Here is a 16,301-nt window from a genome sequence, read left to right as displayed (position 1 = left end):
CATCGGCACCATCACCGACGCGATCCTCGCCGCCATCGTCCCCCAAGCACTTCGTGCAGGGGGTGCCCCCAGCAACCCCACCCTGGCCAGACCCGAACACCCCGACGGACACGGCGGCCACACCACCCCACCGGGCGGCGCCCTCACCTACCGCCCCGACGCCGCGACCATCGCGCTCGTCCACGCCCGCGACGGGCACTGCCGATTCCCCGGCTGCACCCGACCCGCCGCCGGATGCCAACTCGACCACATCATCGAATACCGCGCCCACGACCCCATCGCCGGTGGCTGGACCATCCCCGGCAATCTGCACTGCCTCTGCCGGTACCACCATCAACTCAAAACCCTCGGCCTCTGGAACGTCACCGCACTGCCCGGCCACACCCTGCACTGGACCTCCAGCACCGGCACCACCGCGATCACCCTCCCCGCAGGCGCCCACGGCAGCCACACCCTCCACACCCCAACCCCACACATCACCGGCCGCCGCGGCCACACCCCACCACCGCCACCGCCAACACCACCGGACCCGCCACCGTTCTGAACGCACACGTCCCCGCGGCCACCAGGGTGACCACGGGGACGTGCGGCAGGGTTCGAACCGACTACTGCCCGAGCATCGACTTCATCTGGCTGATCTCGGCCTCCTGGCCCGCGATGATCTTCTGCGCGAGCTCCTCGACCTGCTCGCTCTGTCCGTCCTTGACGATCGCCGTCGACGAATCCACCGCGCCCTGATGGTGCGCGATCATCATCTCGAGCCATGCCCGATCGAACTCCGCGCCCGAGGCCTGCTCGAGCTGCGTCATCTGGTCCGCGGTCATCATTCCGCCGCCGTCGCCGTGGCCCATGTCGGCATGGCTCATGCCGGCCGCCATCGTTGGCACGCCCCACTCGGTGAGCCATCCCGTCATCTGCGCGATCTCGGGGTCCTGGGCGGCCTTGATCTGGCCGGCCAGCGCCAACAGTTCGGCGTTCTGGGTGCGGCCCTCGGCGAGCTCCGCCATCTCCACCGCCTGCTGGTGGTGCGGAATCATCATCTGCACCCACATGACGTCGGCGTTGTTGTGCGCGCCCGGCGACGCGGATTGCGCCGGACTCGAGGTCATGGACGCCCCGCCCATCGAATCCATCGAGTGGCCGGATCCGGAGTCGTCGTTGGAGCAGCCCGCGATCAGGGCGACGGCGGCAGCGGCCGCGGCGATCAGGCCGGAGGTCTTGGTACGTGTGTTCATGTTTGTTCCTTGGTCTTCGAGCGGATCAGTGGCCGAACTGCGTCGAGCACGACGCAGTGGCCCTGTCAGACCCGCAGAAGGCACAAGGTGGCAAGGCGATTCGAGGTGGGCGCAGCAAAGGGCGGCCCGCGACCGGTGTAGGTGACGGCGGACCGGCCGCGCCGCATCCGCGTGCCCGCACCCGACGGGAGGCCGAACGCGATAAGGGACATTGCCAGCAGTACCGCCGAGAGCAGGACCGCGACGCACGCGTTGAGCATGTGGTGGCCGCCGGTGTGGTCTGCAGGCCGCTGGTCCGCGGGCGCGGCCGCATGGGCCGGGGTCTCTGGGTGTTGTGCCATCGCGGCGGGTTCGAATCCGGTCATCGACTCGTGTGCCGTGCCGACCGCCGCCGGCGAACCGTGCGCCTGCCCGCCTACCTGCACGGCGGCCGCGACGTGATGCATCGCCAGCAGGCCGCACACCAGCGCGCCGAGCAGCAGCGCGCACGACAGTGCGGCGCGCTGCGGGGCGAGGCGGAGCCGGTCCATGCCTAGAAGGATACCCTGCGGGGGTCAGGTAGTGAGTTCCAGCTGCCACCGCGCGGGTGCGGGCCCGAACGCGTCGCGCGCGTTGTTGATCACGCCCTTGCCGATCGCCCGGTTTCCGGTGCCGCCGATCACCGCGCCGATGCCTGCGGGCACCAGCTTGCCCAGGATCAGCGCGCTCCTGCGCGCCGCGTACTTGGTGACGAACTTGTGGATCAGCTTCCGGTTCATCCCCGACATCGTCTGCGCCGGGACCCGGGTGATGAGCGAGCCCCAGTTCTTGGTGGTCGCGCCGACGGCCTTCTCCACGATCTCCATGCCCGATGCACCAAGCGCCACCGCGAGGACCAGGGCCCGGCGCTGCTCGTGCTGCTGCACCGAGATGCCGTGCACCGAGGCGATCGCCAGCGTCAGCAGGGCGGAGGCCTCCAGGAAGAACACCGACTCGGCGCCGACCGCCGCGATCGAGCCGACCGTGCCGATGCCCGGCACCGCCGCGGCCGCGCCAACCGCGCCGCCGCTGCCGGTCACCGCGGTGAGGAACATCCGCTCCATCCGCTCGACGATCTGCTGGGGATTCTCGTCGGGGTGGGCGCGGCGGACGCGGTCCACATACTTCTGGACAGCGGGCCCCTGTAGCTTGGCGCCGTTGTCGAGCAGCGACACGATGACCTGCTCGATGCGTCCCAGCTTGTCCGCCATGGTCTTCCCTTCGTCACGGCCAGCACCGTCCGCGGCCGAACTCCCTACCAACGGTCGGCCCGGTCATGTTGTTCCTGACCCGGTCACATCATCTCTGGATGCGACGCAGATCACTGCCTACGCTGAGTTCATGACCGGGCACTCGGAGGGTAGACGGGCATCGCCCGCGCAGGCCCTGCGCCCGTTTGTCGCCCCCTACGAGGGGTATCGGCTGGCGGGGTTCGATCCCGGTTCGCACCTGGGCCTGCCCTCGCCGTACCTGACCGTGATCATCGCCCTCGACGCCCCGCTCGAACTCGCGCGGATGTCCGATCCGCGGCAGCAGCCCGGCGCTTGGGGCACCCTCGCCAGCGGCCTGTCCACCGCCCCGGTCGAGATCCGGCACGACGGTAATCAGCACGGTGTCCAGCTCGCCCTCACCCCGGCCGGGTCCCGGGCACTGCTGGGCGTGCCCGCGGCCGAGCTGGGCGCCTGGGTCGTCGAGCTCGAGGACCTGCTCGGCGCCGACGCCACCGAGCTGAGCGAGCGGATCGCGGCACAGCCGTCCTGGGAGGCGAGGTTCGCGGTGCTCGACGAGGTGCTGTCCCGTCGCCTCGCGGACGCCGAGATCGACCCACACCTCGCACACGCGTGGCAGCTACTGACGGCCGCCGACGGTGTGGTCAGGGTCGGCCAGGTGGCCCGCGAGATCGGTTGGAGCAGAAGGCACCTGGTCGGCCGGTTCGCCGCCGAGTTCGGGGTCAGCCCCAAGGAGACGGCCAAGCTCGCGCGGTTCCACCGCTCGCACCAACTCCTGCGCGCCCACCCTTCCATCTCGCTCGCCGATGCCGCCGCCCGGTGCGGCTTCTACGACCAGGCACACCTGGCGCGGGACTGGCGGGACATCGTCGGGATCCCGCCCTCGCGGTGGCGGGCCGAGGAGCTGTTCTCATTCATCCAAGCGGACCAGACGTCAGAAGGAGCAGTGTCGAGGGCATGACCGCACAGACGACCAACACGACCACAATCTGGCCGACGCTCAGCTACGCGGACGCGCGCGGGGCCATCGCGTTCCTCGTGGACGCCTTCGGGTTCATCGAGACCGCCGTCTACGGCGAGGGGGAGCGGGTCGACCACGCCCAGCTCGACTGGCCGGGCGGGGGCGGCATCATGCTCGGCTCGCAACGCCCGGACTCCGCGGTGGGGGACCTGCCGACGGGGGTGGGCTCGGTGTACATCGTCGTCTCGGACCCCGACGCGCTGTACCGGCGCGCCGCCGACGCCGGGGCCACCATCGTGAAGGGCCTGACCGACGAGGACTATGGCTCGCGCGGGTTCACCTGCCGCGACCCGGAAGGCGTGTACTGGAGCTTCGGCACCTACGCGGGGGAGCCGCCGAGGACCCAGTGATCGGCGGGGACCACCTCGCCGGGCTTCGGCGGATGCGGCGGCGTGCCGTCTCCGAACGGCCTGCCGCCCAACGCTTCCCTCCCGTGCGGCTCGAGCCAGTTCGCGAGATCGGGCCCCTTGGGGATGATCTGGGTCGGGTTCACATCGGAGTGCACCACGTAGTAGTGCTCCTTGATCTGCGCGAAGTCGATCGTGTCGCCGAAGCCCGGCGTCTGGAACAGGTCCCGCGCGTAGTCCCACAGCACGTGCATCTCGGTGAGCTTGCTGCGGTTGCACTTGAAGTGCCCGTGGTAGACGGGATCGAACCGGGCCAGGGTGGTGAACAGCCGGACGTCCGCCTCGGTGATGGTGTCGCCCACCAGGTAGCGCTGTGTCGCGAGCCGGTGGGTCAGCCAGTCCAGCCTCGAGAAGAGCCGGTCGTAGGCCGCTTCGTACGAATCCTGCGTGCCCGCGAATCCGCAGCGGTACACGCCGTTGTTGACGTCCTTGAACACCAACTCGGCGACCTCGTCGATCTCGGGTCGAAGCGCCTCCGGGTACAGATCGGGTGCGCCCTCGCGGTGGAACTGCTTCCACTCGGTCGACAGGTCGAGGGTGATCTGCGGGTAGTTGTTGGTCACCACCTGGCCGGTCGGGATGTCGACGATCGCGGGCACCGTGATCCCGCGCGGATAGTCGGGGAAGCGGGCGAAGTAGGCGTCCTGCAGGCGCGGGATCTTCAGCACCGGGTCCACCCCGCCGGGATCGAGATCGAAGGTCCAGCTCCGCTGGTCGTGCGTCGGCCCGCACAGGCCCATCGACAGCACGTCCTCGAGGCCGAGCAGGCGCCGCACGATGATGGCCCGATTCGCCCAGGGGCAGGCGCGCGCGACGACGAGGCGGTAGCGGCCGGCTTCGACCGGGTAGCCGTCGCGACCGTCCGCGGTGATCCGGGTTTCGATGTACCTGGTGTCGCGGGTGAACTCCTTGCCCGCTTCGACGTACGAGCCGGTTGTGCTGTTCTCGTCGGTCACTGTTCATCAACTCCGTCGGCGGTGGGCAACAGTTCACACGGTACTTCGCGCAAGCGTGGCCGCGGTATGGACTCCGAGCTCCTCGTAGCCGAGCGATGCGGCCAGCCTGCGCGACGCCGTGTTGCCGGGGTGGCTGCGCCACTGCGGGATCAGGCCGGCGTCGATCGCATCGTTGGTCGTCAGCCGGGCCACCACGGCTCCGTGTCCGCGCCTGCGATGATCCGGCGACGTGAGCGCGCCCATGTGGGCCAGGATGCCTTGCCATTCCACGTATCCGGACGAGGACAGCGGCGTCCCGGCGTCGTCGACGAGCGTGAACCAGTTCCGCTTGTCGGTGAGGTCGGCCTCCGCGACGTCGTCGGGCGGGCAGGCCGACTGCAGGGCCAGCACGTGCTCGAGGTCGTGCGAGATCAGCGGGTCCTCGCGGCCGATCTCGGTGCCCACGTCGCCGGCGAAGGACAGCAGTCGCGGGCCCGAACAGCTGCCGCCGTGGTCCTTGGTGATCGTGAGCATCGTCGCGCCATCGGTCAGCTCATCGTCGCTGTAGTGCTCCGCCCGTTCGACCGCCCAGTCCGGGCCAACCAGCGCGCTCGCCCCAGCCAGTCGGAGGAACCGGACCCGGTCGGAGGTCTGGTCCACCCGGACGTGCCGGGTGCCCGGCAGGGCCAGGCCACGATCCGGCAGTCCCAGCTCCCTGGCCCAGGCCAGGGCGATGATGTCGATCTGATGGGCGTCCACCCTGGCCACGGGTATCGGTCCCGGCGCCCGGCGCACGCCGGCCACAGCATCGCGGCCCAGCCCACGACCACGAGCACCGCGGCGATCACGTCGCTCGGGCGGTGCCACTGACAGATCATCACCGCGGAACCGGCAGCGGCGGCTGCCGCGCACGTCAGCGCTGCCGCCGCCGACCGCGAGCCGGGGGTCAGGACCATCGCCAGCCCGACGGCCAGCGAGGTGATGACCGTGACGTGCCCACTGGGCAGGGTGTTGTGTGCACCCCAGCCGAGGTACGGCCGGTCGAGCAACTGCTTGACCACCTGTGTGGTGAGGTTCGCGCCCGCGATCACGGCAAGCGCGACGACGATCGAGCGCGGCCGGCGACGGATCAGCCCGATGAGGACGATCGCCCCGATCGCCGCGGCGATGAATGGCGCGTTCACCGCGCCGAGCAGGGCGAAGCCCGCCTCGTGCCAGGAGTCGGGTGCGGCGTTCGCGGCACGCATCACCTGCTGGTCGACGAGCTGGCCGCCCTCGGTGGTGACGAACACCGAGTGCACGACCATCAGTGCGATCGCGCTCATCGCCGCGATCGTCGCGCCGGGGAGGTACCGCGGCGCGCGGGTACCGGCCTTCCGCTTCGACGTCCACATTCGAACCAGCATGCCTCGCCCACATGAGAGCTCCGTGAGAAAAGCCGTTGCCGAAGTCAGTTCCACGCCGTATATTCCATCTGGACTAATTGGCACGGAATATGCGGGGTGAACATGGCGGCCACGGCGCTGACGCCCCTCGGGATCACCGTGCTGGCGCTGCTGTTCGAGCGGCCCATGCACCCGTACGAGATGTACCAACTGCACGTTTCGCGACGCGACGACCGGATCGTCAAGATCAGGCCGGGCTCGCTCTACCACACGGTGGAGCGGCTCGAACGCCAGGAACTGGTCGCCGTCGTCGGTACGGAGCGGGCAGGCAATCGCCCCGAGCGCACCACCTACTGCGTCACCGACGCCGGGCGTGCGGCGCTCACACGGTGGGTTGGCGAGACCCTCTCGACCCCTAAACCGGAGTACCCGGCGTTCCCGCTGGCGCTCGCCGAGGCGCACAACCTCGATGCCGACAGTGTGTGCGCCGCCATGGCCGAACGGATCGGCCTCGTGGAGAAGGACCTCGCCGAACTCGACGCGCTGCGCCAGGTGGCGGTGTCCAACGAGATCCCGCGGGTGTTCTGGTTCGGCTTCGATTACCTGCGTGCTCTCGCGGTCACCGAGGTCGAGTGGCTGCGCGGGCTGATCGACGAGATAGAGAGCGGCGCACTGCCGTGGCACACCGACAGGCAACACTGCGAACTGGCGAAGGGCTGACACGTGACCGAGATCAACCAGAACGCCGAGATCAAACAGAACGCCGAGATCAAACAGTGGCCGGCGCTCTGGGCTCTGTGTCTGGGCTTCTTCATGATTCTGGTGGACTCCACCATCGTCGCGGTCGCGAACCCCGCGATCATGGAGGACCTGCAGACCGACATCAACAGTGTCGTGTGGGTGACCAGCGCCTACCTGCTGGCCTACGCGGTCCCGTTGCTCATCACGGGCAGGCTCGGTGACCGCTTCGGTCCCAAGAACCTCTACCTGCTCGGGCTCACCCTGTTCACCGCGTCTTCGCTCTGGTGCGGCCTGTCCGGCAACATCGAGATGCTCATCGTCGCGCGCGTGTTCCAGGGCTTCGGTGCCGCGCTGATGACCCCGCAGACGATGGCCGTGATCACCCGGATCTTCCCGCCGGACAAGCGCGGTACCGCAATGGGGCTGTGGGGCGCGGTCGCCGGTGTCGCGACCCTGGTCGGCCCGCTCGCCGGCGGCGTCCTGGTCGACGGGCTCGGTTGGCAGTGGATCTTCATCGTCAACGTCCCGGTCGGCGTCATCGCCTTCCTCGCCGCCTGGCGGTTCGTGCCGTCCCTCGAGACCCATCAGCACCGGTTCGACATCCCCGGGGTGATCCTCAGTGCCGCGGGCATGTTCTTCCTGGTCTTCGGTCTGCAGGAGGGCAACACCTACGACTGGTCCGCGCTGGTCTGGCTGTCGATCGTCAGCGGTCTGATCCTGCTCGCGGTCTTCATCTGGTACCAGTCGTGGAACAAGAACGAGCCACTGCTGCCGCTGGGGCTGTTCAAGGACCGGAACTTCTCGCTGGCCAATATCGCGATCACCTCGATGGGCTTCTCGATCACGGCGATGGTGGTGCCGCTGATGTTCTACGCGCAGGCCGTCCGCGGGCTCTCACCGACCGGTTCGGCATTGCTGATGGTCCCGATGGCGGTACTCACCGGAGCGCTGGCACCGAACGTCGGCAAGCTGGTGGACCGGGTGCACCCGCGCTACATCGCCGCGCCCGGCTTCCTGATGCTCTCGATCTCGCTCGCCTGGCTCGCATTGGTGATGAAACCGGACGTCGCGATCTGGGAGCTGCTGCTGCCCATCGCCCTGATGGGTGTGGCGAACGCCTTCATCTGGTCGCCGCTGGCGGCGACCGCTACCAGGAACCTGCCGATGAACGCGGCAGGCGCGGGCTCCGGCGTCTACAACACCACCCGCCAGGTCGGTGCGGTGCTCGGTAGCGCAGGCATCGGTGCCCTGATCACCTCGCGCCTGACCGCCAACGGCGTGCCCACCGGCGGTGCGCACGAGGCGGGCGGCGCGATGCCGAGCTTCATCGTCGACGGATTCAGCACCTCGATGGCACAGGCAGTGCTGCTGCCCGCGGGTGTGCTGTTGATCGGTTTCGTTGCCTCGCTGTGCTTCTCGCGCCCTATCCGGGAGGGCGACAAGCCGCCGGTCGAGGCCGGCCAGGAGCGCGTCCAGGCCTAGGCCGCGCGGGCTCGGGTGTGGCAGGCTGACGCCATGACTGCGTCGTTCCCGCCCGCCAGCCCCGAGCCCGCCAAGCCGACCCGGCTGGAGCGCGTCACCACGGACGCAGGCGCCGAGATCGCGGTGCTGACGTTCGCGCACGGACCGCTGAACCTGTTCGACAAGGCCATGTTCGACGCGATCACCGCCGACGTGGATGCGCTGAGTGCGGCCCCGCCGCGTGCGGTGCTGCTGCGCGCCGAGGGCAAGGTCGTCTCCGGCGGCGTCGACGTGCACGTCTTCGAGGGGCTGAGCGCCGAGCAGGGCGCCGAGTTGTGGCGGACCCTGTTCGCGGAGATCATCCACCAGATCGAGGCCCTGCCCTGCCCGGTCGTGTATGCCGCGCACGGGCTGACGCTCACCGCTGCCTTCGAGATCGCGCTCGCCTGCGACATCATCCTCGCCGCGCCCAAGGCCAAGTTCGGGCTCGTCGAGACGGTCGTCGGGTTGACGCCGTCGATGGGCGGGCCGCAGCGGCTCGCCGAGCGCGCCGGGTCGGGCCGGGCCAGGGAACTGGTGATGACCGGCGATCTGTACGACGCAGCGACATTGGCCTCTTGGGGGGTCGTCAATGCGGTGCACGATGATGTCGACGCGGCCGCCCGCGCCCTGGTCGCGAGGCTCGCGGACGGCCCGACCCGAGCGCACCACGCCACCAAGCAGATCATCGAGGCCTGGCGCTCCGGCGGTGTCGCACATGCGGACTCGATCACCCCTGAGGTCTCGGGCGAGCTGTTCGGCACCGAGGACCTCGCGGGGGCGGTCCGCAGCTTCCTCGACGTCGGACCGGGAAAGGCCACCTACACGGGGCGCTGAGCGCGGAGTCGGCTCGCGGCGGCGCGGTAGCGCCTAGGGTGGGCGCATGTCTGACGAAGTGCTGCTCGAACGTCGTGGCCGCATCCTGGTCATCACCATCAATCGCCCCGAGGCGCGCAACGCGATCAACGCCGCGGTCAGCAACGGACTCGCGGCCGCGGTCGACGAACTCGACGCCGATGCGGACCTGTCGCTCGCCGTCCTGACCGGTGCCGGGGGCAACTTCTGCGCCGGCATGGACCTCAAGGCGTTCGTCGCGGGCGAAAACGTGATCGCCCCCGGCAAGGGGCTCGGGTTCACCGAGGCGCCGCCCCGCAAACCGATCATCTCCGCCGTCGAGGGATATGCACTCGCAGGCGGCACCGAGCTGGTGCTGGCGACGGACCTGGTGGTTGCGTCCTCGGAGGCGCGGTTCGGCATCCCCGAGGTCAAGCGGGGACTGGTCGCGGCCGGTGGCGGACTGCTGAGGCTGCCCAAGCGGATTCCGTACCAGAAGGCGCTCGAATTGGCGCTCACCGGAGACAGTTTCACCGCCGAGGAGGCGCACGGCTACGGCTTCGTCAACCGGCTGACCGAGCCCGGCAAGGCTCTCGACGGCGCGCTGGAGCTGGCCGAACGGATCACCGCCAACGGCCCGCTCGCGGTCGCGGCCACCAAGGAGGTGATCGTCAAGTCGTCCGGGTGGACCGACGAGGAGGCGTTCACCCGGCAGCTCGAGCTGATGGGTCCGGTCTTCGCCTCGGAGGACGCGCAGGAGGGGGCGATCGCCTTCGCGCAGAAGCGCGCCCCGGTCTGGAAGGGCCGATAGCGGTGCGCCGACGTCGGGTGGCGGTGCTGTCGGCACTCGTGCTGGTGGCCGGGCTGCTCGGCGGATGCGCAACGCAGGAACAGGATTCGGCGACGGAGCAGGCGGAGATCGCGGCCGACGGCTACGTCTACGGCTACGCGCCGATCGCCCTGGCCAGGACCAGGGCCAACATGATCTGTCTGCTGCCGGTCAACCAGCTCTACAGCCAGTCCGCCATGTCGGGGCCGGAGACCAGGGTGGTCGTCGCGCCGAACGCGGACACCCTGTACTCCATCGCCTGGCTCGACCTCCGGTCCGGACCGGTGTTGCTGACCCATCCCGAGATGGGGGAGCGGTACTTCGATTTCCAGCTGCTCGACATGTACACCAACGTGTTCGGCAACATCGGTACCAGGGAGACCGGGCAGGCGGCGGGTTCGCACGTGATCGTGCCGCCCGGATGGCACGGCGAGACGCCCGCGGGCGCAGCGGTGATCGAGTCACCCACCTGGGATGCCTGGGTGATCGGGCGCACCCTGGTGGAGTCCGACGCGGACCTCGCCGCGGCACGTGCCGCCCAGCAGCGGTACGCGATGACCGTGCTCACCTCCCCGATCCCGGACGCGCCGCCGCCGTTGCCGCCGACCGACTGCGGCAACAACCCGGCACCACAGGCGATCGCGGGATCCGGCCCGAAAGTCTTCGACGAGCTGTCCGCGATCCTCGCCGCCGACCCGCCGCCCGAGGCGGACGCGCCGATGCTCGAGCAGCTCGCCATCCTCGGGGTGACGCCAGGCGCGACCCCGAGCAGCGGCGAACCGGACGACGTCAAGGCCATGGCCGCGGGCGTGGTCCGCGGGGACAAGCAGATCGTCGGGCTCGCGAGCACCTCGTCCGGCGGCGACGGCCCATGGAGCTCGTTGCGGGACGCGGGCCGGTACGGCACCGACTACCTGCACCGCGCCGGGGTGGCGAAGATCGGGCTCGGGGCGAACGTGCCCGAGGAGTCGATGTACTACGTCGCCAGGACCGACTCGGGCGGCGCCGTGCTGCGCGGAGACGGTGACGGCTACCGCCTGCACTTCCCGGCCGACGGGCTGCCGCCGATCGACGAGCGCGGCTTCTGGTCCGTCACCCTGTACGGACCGGACATGTTCTTCGTTGCGAACCCGTTGGGGCGCTATGCGATCGGTGACCGTACCCCCGGACTGGTGCGCGGCGCCGACGGCTCGCTCGACCTCTGGATCGGGGCCAAGCCGCCCGCGTCCGGCCCGTCCAACTGGTTGCCTGCCCCGCCCGGCGAGTTCGTCCTCATGCTGCGCTCCTACCTGCCGACCGATCAGTCGTGGACGCCGCCCGCGCCGGAACCGGGGCGCTGACGCGGGATACTGGACGCCTGACGACCTCAGGAGGACATCGTGTCGACCCCGCTCGCCGAGCTGCACATGCACATCGAGGGATCCCTCGAGCCGGAGCTGATCTTTGCGCTCGCCGAGCGCAACAAGGTGGAGCTGCCCTATCGGGACCTCGATGACCTGCGTGGACGCTACGAGTTCAGCGACCTGCAGTCCTTCCTGGACCTCTACTTCGCGAACATGGCGGTGCTGCGGACCGAGCAGGACTTCGCCGACCTGGCCCGCGCCTACTTCGCCCGCGCGGCCGCGGGCGGGGTGGGGCACGCCGAGATCTTCTTCAACCCGCAGGCGCACACCGCGCGCGGGGTGCCGCTGCGCGCGGTCCTCGACGGGCTCGGCGATGCCGTCCGCGCCAGCGAGGCCGAGTTCGGTCTGACCAGTGACCTCATCGTCGCGGTGCTGCGGGACCGGCCTGCCGAGGAGGGCATGGCGATGCTCGACGAGCTGCTCGGGCTCGACGTCCCGGTGCTGGGCATCGGGCTCGATTCGGCGGAGGTGGGCAACCCGCCGTCGCTGTTCGAGGACGTTTTCGCGCGGGCCCGCGCCAACGGGCTGCGGGCCGTCGCCCATGCGGGGGAGGAGGGCCCGCCGGAGTACATCCGGCAGGCGCTGGACGTGCTCAAGGTGGAGCGGGTCGACCACGGGGTGCGCTGCCTCGAGGACGCCGAGCTGGTGGCGCGCCTGGTCGAGGAGCAGATCCCGCTGACGGTGTGCCCGCTGTCGAATGTGCGGCTGCGGGTGGTCGACACGCTCGCCGACCACCCGCTGCGCACCATGCTCGAGGCCGGCCTGCTGGTCACCGTGAACTCCGATGACCCCGCCTATTTCGGCGGGTACGTCGACGACAACTTCGCGCGCCTGCAGGCCGAGCTGGGGCTGACCGCCGAGGAGCGGGAGACCCTGGCCCGCAACTCGATCCGGGCCTCGTTCGCCTCCCAGGAGCGCAAGGCCGAGCTGCTGGGAGGCGCGGGGCGCTAGATCCGCTCGTAGATGGTGGCGTTCGCGGTGCCGCCGCCCTCGCACATGGTCTGCAGTCCGTACCGGGCGCCGGTGCGCTGGAGGTGGTGCACGAGGGTGGTGGCCAGTCGGGCTCCGGATCCGCCGAGCGGGTGGCCGAGGGAGATGGCGCCGCCGAGCGGGTTCAACTTGTCCGACGCGGCGCCGGTCTCGCGCTGCCAGGCCAGCGGCACCGAGGCGAAGGCCTCGTTGACCTCGAAGACGTCGATGTCGTCGATGGACAGCCCGGACCTCTTGAGCGCCAGCGCGGTCGCGGGGATCGGGCCGGTGAGCATCTTGACCGGGTCGTCGCCGGTGACGACGGCGGTGTGCACCCGGGCGAGCGGGGTCAGGCCGAGCGCCTTCGCCTTCTCCGAGGTCATGATGAGCACGGCCGCTGCGCCGTCGGAGATCTGCGAGGCGTTGCCCGCGGTGACGACGCCGTTCTCGCGGAACGGGGCCTTGAGGCCGGCCAGCTTCTCGACGGTGGAGCCGCGGCGGATGCCCTCGTCGGCGTCGACGACCGTGCCGTCGACGGTGACAGGGGCGATCTCGGCTGCGAACGCGCCGTCGTCCTGGGCTCGGGCGGCGCGCTCGTGCGAGGCCACCGCGTACTCGTCGAGCTCGGTGCGCGAGATGCCCCACTGCTCGGCGATGATCTCGGCGCCGACGCCCTGGTTGAACCGGCCGTTGAAGCCCGGCGCCTGCAGCGCGTCCGCGTAGCGCTCGCGGGCAGGGCCGCCCATGTCGCCGGTGCCGGGGACCGCGGACGAGCCGAGCGGCACCGCGGACATGATCTCGACGCCGCCGGCGATGATCACGTCGGCCTGGCCGGACACGACGGTCGCGGCCGCGGTGGAGATGGCCTGCTGCGAGGAGCCGCACTGCCGGTCCATGGTGAAGCCGGGGATGGACTCCGGCCAGCCCGCGCCAAGCACGGCCATCCGGCCGATGTTGCCGGTCTGCATGCCGACGCTGTTCACGTTGCCCCAGTGGACGTCGTCGACGACGGTCGGGTCGATGCCGGTGCGGGCCGCGATCGCGCGCAGCACGTGCGCGGACAGCTCGACGGCGTGGACGCCGGACAGTGCCCCGCCGCGCTTGCCGACGGGGGTTCGGACGGCCTCGACGATCACCGCATCACGCATGGTCAACTCGCTCTCTGTCGTCGGCCACAGCCGAATTCGATATTGAATCTAATCATTTACCGGATGATGTCAGGCGAGCCTTCCCGACTGCTGGGAGTCCCCGGCTAGCCGACGGCCGCAGGCTGTGGCAGGTAGGGAGTCGAACGGTGCAGACCGCGGCGGTCGTAGAGGCGCGTGAGGGCGAGGCCCGAGGCGAGCGACACCACGAAGCCGAGGCCGACCATGATCCAAGCGCGGCCGAGACCTGCGTCGGTCCTGGCCCCGAAGTAGAGGATGGACCGGACGCCATCGACCACCTGGCGGAACGGTTCGAAGACAGCAAGGAAGCGGTAGAAGTCCGGGAGGGCCTGGAGCGGGATCGTGGCGCCTGCCGACGGGATGGCCAGGCCGATCAGGACCAGCATGGAGACGAGGGGGCCCGGGGTACCGAGGACGGCCAGCAGGGCCAGCGCGGTGATGCCCATGGCGGCCGTGGCACAGGTTCCGAAGATCCACAGCAGGGGCAGGTGCGAGGCGTCGATGCCGATGACGCCGACGGCCGCCACCATGGCGAGCGCTGAGGTCAGCATGGACAGGACGATCATGAGTGCCGAGCAGACCAGGAAGTGGTGCACCCGGGTGGTGTGCTGGGCGGGATTGACGACGCGGAACGGGCCCTTGTCGTTGGCGATGTAGCCGAGGGCGGTGTCCGCGCCATGACCGCCCGCGGCGGCCTGTCCATCGCCGCCACCCGCGACGTCCTCGCGGCGATCGACGAACCGCTCGACCCGCTCGCGACGCTCGGCGTCGTGCACTACGCACTCCCCACCCCCGTTGACGCGGACGAGACGGACGCTGTCGACGAACAGACGCCACGGGTCGACGCACTCGTACAGGCCATGGGATGGGACGTCTCACCCGACTCCCCACACCGCCGGGCACTCGCCGCGAGCCTCATGGACCCCAGTCGCCTCGGCGTCGATTACGGCACCGGGGACCTGGTGCCCTACGCCGAACTGGCCGCAGGCGCCGCGAAGCTCGACGTCGACCGCCTGGAGGAACTCGACGACAGCGAGGACCGCCTCAAGCTCGCCGAACACGCCGCCGTCGTCGTACTCCTGCTGGAACCGGTCCTCGCCGTGCTGCGCCGCCTGGCGCAGGAGAACGAGACCCGCCGCCGGGCCGTGTGGGCTCGCGCGACCGACGAAGCCGGCCTCGGCCGGCCGAGGGCGACCGGTCCTGAGTCGGCCTAGTCGGGATAGCCCTTGAAGTCTTCTCCCGTCGCGATGTGGGGGTACTCGGCCGCGCTCTGCTGGAATTGCGCGATCTGTTCCTGTACCGGGCGCATCACCCAGCCCATGTCCATCGACACCTCCCAGAGATTGAAGCGCTCCCCGGGATCTCCGATGAGGTTGAACACCATCGGGAGCTGTACGTCCGTGATCGGTTCACCGATGGCGTCGGACTTGCGGAAGACGACCTTGAAGTTCTGCCACTTCACCGACATCAGCCGGCCGTCGAGGCCGAAGTACAGGACCGCATCCCTCCCGGAGGTGTCCTGCTTGCCCAACAGATGGTCGGCGGCATCGACACCATCGATGGGACGGTCGGTCGGCACCCGCTGTGACTGCCCGGCCAGCCCGGCCAGTGTTGGCAGCCAGTCCACCGCGGAGAGCAGTTCTTGGCTCTGTCGTCCGGCGGGGATGTGGTCGGGCCATCGGATCAGGGCGGATACCCGGTAGCTGCCTTCGAACGGCGGGTTGAAGAAATCGCCCCGCCACGGCCCATTCGACCCGCCGTCCGAGCCTTTGAGGGGACTGGTGGCGTTGTCGCTGCTGAAAACGACGATGGTGTTCTGGGCGATGCCCGCGGCGTCGATCGCATCCAGGATCTCGCCGACGCGAAAGTCGATCTCGGTCAGGCAATCCGCATACAGTCCGCCACCGGACGTGTGCTCGAAATCCGGGTGCACGCCGACGGGGGGATGAATCTGCAGAAGCGCGGTGTACGCGAAGAACGGCTTCTGCGTCTCGGCGTGCCGCCGAATGAAGTCCACCGTGCGCGCGGTGATCTTCTCGTCCCCCAAATCCTTGGCCTCCCGGTCGAAGACACCGGCCGCCGTCACCGATTTGCCCTTGATGCCCTCCCACCACTGGGGCTCGGGCACTCCCAGTTCGCCGAAGCGCGGGTATGACGAATAACCCGCTTCATCGGAGGAGTTCTTGATCCCGAACCACTCGTCGAAGCCCTGGTCGATGGGTAATCGGCCAGGCGTTTCACCAAGATGCCACTTGCCGAAGGCGCCGGTGGCGTAGCCCGCATCCGAGAACAGCTCGGCCAATGTGTACTCCCAGGGCGCAAGCCCGGAATCGCCCTGGCCGGGCAGCGGCACCTTCGTGGTCCCCGATCGCACCGGCAGGCGGCCGGTCAAGATCGCTGACCGCGTCGGGGTGCATTGCGCCTCGACGGTGTAGTTGTTCAAGCGCATTCCGTCGGCCGCGAGCGAATCGATCCGCGGCGTCGGGACGGTCCCGCCGTAACAACTGAAGTCGCCCCACCCGCAATTGTCCACGAGGATGAAGACGACATTGGGTGCGGTCGACGGCGTCATGAGCAGGCCCTCCTCCGGTATCCGCTTCCTCCGATCATCATCGACCAGTCGCGTCGG

At 69.5% G+C, this 16,301-nt stretch carries 18 protein-coding genes and 1 pseudogene; 10 read left to right on the top strand and 9 right to left on the bottom strand.

Features of this window, described 5'->3' with window-relative positions; genetic code table 11:
- Positions 1-544: pseudogene (locus BR31_RS31975) on the top strand (HNH endonuclease); the annotation flags it as partial.
- A 61-nt stretch (positions 545-605) separates the two neighbouring features.
- Here the strand turns inward: BR31_RS31975 and BR31_RS0122380 are convergent.
- The 3 genes from BR31_RS0122380 to BR31_RS0122370 form a co-directional block, all read right to left on the bottom strand.
- A complete protein-coding gene (locus BR31_RS0122380) occupies positions 606-1,235 on the bottom strand; it encodes a DUF305 domain-containing protein (protein WP_027502934.1) in 630 nt (209 codons plus the stop codon).
- 65 nt (positions 1,236-1,300) lie between these two features.
- A complete protein-coding gene (locus tag BR31_RS0122375) occupies positions 1,301-1,765 on the bottom strand; it encodes a DUF6153 family protein (protein ID WP_027502933.1) in 465 nt (154 codons plus the stop codon).
- A gap of 24 nt (positions 1,766-1,789) precedes the next feature.
- Positions 1,790-2,464, bottom strand: a complete 675-nt coding sequence (locus BR31_RS0122370; protein ID WP_027502932.1) for a membrane protein — start codon at positions 2,462-2,464, stop codon at positions 1,790-1,792.
- Positions 2,465-2,594: 130 nt separating this feature from the next.
- On the opposite strand from BR31_RS0122370, the gene BR31_RS0122365 reads away from it, so the two are divergent.
- Together BR31_RS0122365 and BR31_RS0122360 are read left to right on the top strand one after the other, a co-directional pair.
- Positions 2,595-3,443: an AraC family transcriptional regulator gene (locus tag BR31_RS0122365; protein WP_027502931.1), complete on the top strand. Its 849-nt coding sequence runs from the start codon at positions 2,595-2,597 to the stop codon at positions 3,441-3,443.
- Entirely contained in the window at positions 3,440-3,853 is a 414-nt protein-coding gene (locus BR31_RS0122360; protein ID WP_027502930.1) for a VOC family protein, read from the top strand. Before BR31_RS0122365 ends, BR31_RS0122360 begins: the two co-directional genes overlap by 4 nt.
- Here the strand turns inward: BR31_RS0122360 and BR31_RS0122355 are convergent.
- Genes BR31_RS0122355 through BR31_RS32550 form a run of 3 tightly spaced genes read right to left on the bottom strand, consistent with a single transcriptional unit; the run spans position 3,823 to position 6,251 of the window.
- Positions 3,823-4,866: a glutathione S-transferase family protein gene (locus tag BR31_RS0122355; protein ID WP_027502929.1), complete on the bottom strand. Its 1,044-nt coding sequence runs from the start codon at positions 4,864-4,866 to the stop codon at positions 3,823-3,825. The two genes, BR31_RS0122360 and BR31_RS0122355, sit on opposite strands and share 31 nt — an antisense overlap.
- A 33-nt stretch (positions 4,867-4,899) precedes the next feature.
- A complete protein-coding gene (locus BR31_RS32320; protein ID WP_331281148.1) occupies positions 4,900-5,379 on the bottom strand; it encodes a GNAT family N-acetyltransferase in 480 nt (159 codons plus the stop codon).
- Between the two features lie 14 nt (positions 5,380-5,393).
- A complete protein-coding gene (locus BR31_RS32550; protein ID WP_331281147.1) occupies positions 5,394-6,251 on the bottom strand; it encodes a phosphatase PAP2 family protein in 858 nt (285 codons plus the stop codon).
- 102 nt (positions 6,252-6,353) lie between these two features.
- On the opposite strand from BR31_RS32550, the gene BR31_RS0122340 reads away from it, so the two are divergent.
- From BR31_RS0122340 to BR31_RS0122315, 6 genes are all read left to right on the top strand, one after another.
- On the top strand, positions 6,354-6,950 hold the full coding sequence (locus tag BR31_RS0122340) for a PadR family transcriptional regulator (protein WP_027502927.1): 597 nt from the start codon (positions 6,354-6,356) through the stop codon (positions 6,948-6,950).
- Between the two features lie 93 nt (positions 6,951-7,043).
- Positions 7,044-8,453 (top strand): DHA2 family efflux MFS transporter permease subunit, encoded by a 1,410-nt coding sequence (locus tag BR31_RS0122335; RefSeq protein ID WP_081830635.1) that lies wholly within the window; start codon positions 7,044-7,046, stop codon positions 8,451-8,453.
- 33 nt (positions 8,454-8,486) lie between these two features.
- Positions 8,487-9,308, top strand: a complete 822-nt coding sequence (locus BR31_RS0122330; protein ID WP_051637653.1) for an enoyl-CoA hydratase/isomerase family protein — start codon at positions 8,487-8,489, stop codon at positions 9,306-9,308.
- Between the two features lie 46 nt (positions 9,309-9,354).
- On the top strand, positions 9,355-10,116 hold the full coding sequence (locus tag BR31_RS0122325; protein WP_027502924.1) for a crotonase/enoyl-CoA hydratase family protein: 762 nt from the start codon (positions 9,355-9,357) through the stop codon (positions 10,114-10,116).
- A gap of 2 nt (positions 10,117-10,118) precedes the next feature.
- Complete coding sequence (locus BR31_RS29730; RefSeq protein ID WP_331281146.1) at positions 10,119-11,474, top strand: DUF1254 domain-containing protein; 1,356 nt, start codon at positions 10,119-10,121, stop codon at positions 11,472-11,474.
- A 39-nt stretch (positions 11,475-11,513) separates the two neighbouring features.
- Positions 11,514-12,488: an adenosine deaminase gene (locus BR31_RS0122315; RefSeq protein WP_027502923.1), complete on the top strand. Its 975-nt coding sequence runs from the start codon at positions 11,514-11,516 to the stop codon at positions 12,486-12,488.
- Here the strand turns inward: BR31_RS0122315 and BR31_RS0122310 are convergent.
- Entirely contained in the window at positions 12,485-13,654 is a 1,170-nt protein-coding gene (locus tag BR31_RS0122310) for a thiolase family protein (RefSeq protein ID WP_027502922.1), read from the bottom strand. The genes BR31_RS0122315 and BR31_RS0122310 overlap by 4 nt on opposite strands.
- A gap of 104 nt (positions 13,655-13,758) precedes the next feature.
- On the bottom strand, positions 13,759-14,448 hold the full coding sequence (locus BR31_RS29725; RefSeq protein WP_051637652.1) for a DUF3533 domain-containing protein: 690 nt from the start codon (positions 14,446-14,448) through the stop codon (positions 13,759-13,761).
- Here BR31_RS29725 and BR31_RS29720 point away from each other — a divergent pair.
- Positions 14,443-14,886, top strand: coding sequence for a hypothetical protein (locus BR31_RS29720; protein WP_156042585.1), 444 nt, complete (start codon positions 14,443-14,445; stop codon positions 14,884-14,886). The genes BR31_RS29725 and BR31_RS29720 overlap by 6 nt on opposite strands.
- Here BR31_RS29720 and BR31_RS29715 read toward each other — a convergent pair.
- Entirely contained in the window at positions 14,883-16,244 is a 1,362-nt protein-coding gene (locus BR31_RS29715; RefSeq protein ID WP_037177792.1) for an arylsulfatase, read from the bottom strand. The genes BR31_RS29720 and BR31_RS29715 overlap by 4 nt on opposite strands.
- Positions 16,245-16,301 lie beyond the last annotated feature (57 nt).

This window comes from Rhodococcus sp. UNC363MFTsu5.1 (assembly GCF_000686785.1).
Taxonomy (GTDB): domain Bacteria; phylum Actinomycetota; class Actinomycetes; order Mycobacteriales; family Mycobacteriaceae; genus Rhodococcus_G; species Rhodococcus_G maanshanensis.
Note: the sequence above shows the minus strand (reverse complement) of the source record. Positions and strands in the feature narration are given on the sequence as shown.

Excerpts from the sequence above, each read along its gene's own strand:
- BR31_RS0122380 (WP_027502934.1), bottom strand. The coding sequence starts at position 1,235 with ATGAACACACGTACCAAGACCTCCGGCCTGATCGCCGCGGCCGCTGCC.
- BR31_RS0122375 (WP_027502933.1), bottom strand. The coding sequence starts at position 1,765 with ATGGACCGGCTCCGCCTCGCCCCGCAGCGCGCCGCACTGTCGTGCGCG.
- BR31_RS0122370 (WP_027502932.1), bottom strand. The coding sequence starts at position 2,464 with ATGGCGGACAAGCTGGGACGCATCGAGCAGGTCATCGTGTCGCTGCTC.
- BR31_RS0122365 (WP_027502931.1), top strand. The coding sequence starts at position 2,595 with ATGACCGGGCACTCGGAGGGTAGACGGGCATCGCCCGCGCAGGCCCTG.
- BR31_RS0122360 (WP_027502930.1), top strand. The coding sequence starts at position 3,440 with ATGACCGCACAGACGACCAACACGACCACAATCTGGCCGACGCTCAGC.
- BR31_RS32320 (WP_331281148.1), bottom strand. The coding sequence starts at position 5,379 with ATGCTCACGATCACCAAGGACCACGGCGGCAGCTGTTCGGGCCCGCGA.
- BR31_RS32550 (WP_331281147.1), bottom strand. The coding sequence starts at position 6,251 with ATGCTGGTTCGAATGTGGACGTCGAAGCGGAAGGCCGGTACCCGCGCG.
- BR31_RS0122340 (WP_027502927.1), top strand. The coding sequence starts at position 6,354 with ATGGCGGCCACGGCGCTGACGCCCCTCGGGATCACCGTGCTGGCGCTG.
- BR31_RS0122335 (WP_081830635.1), top strand. The coding sequence starts at position 7,044 with ATGATTCTGGTGGACTCCACCATCGTCGCGGTCGCGAACCCCGCGATC.
- BR31_RS0122330 (WP_051637653.1), top strand. The coding sequence starts at position 8,487 with ATGACTGCGTCGTTCCCGCCCGCCAGCCCCGAGCCCGCCAAGCCGACC.
- BR31_RS0122325 (WP_027502924.1), top strand. The coding sequence starts at position 9,355 with ATGTCTGACGAAGTGCTGCTCGAACGTCGTGGCCGCATCCTGGTCATC.
- BR31_RS0122310 (WP_027502922.1), bottom strand. The coding sequence starts at position 13,654 with ATGCGTGATGCGGTGATCGTCGAGGCCGTCCGAACCCCCGTCGGCAAG.
- BR31_RS29715 (WP_037177792.1), bottom strand. The coding sequence starts at position 16,244 with ATGACGCCGTCGACCGCACCCAATGTCGTCTTCATCCTCGTGGACAAT.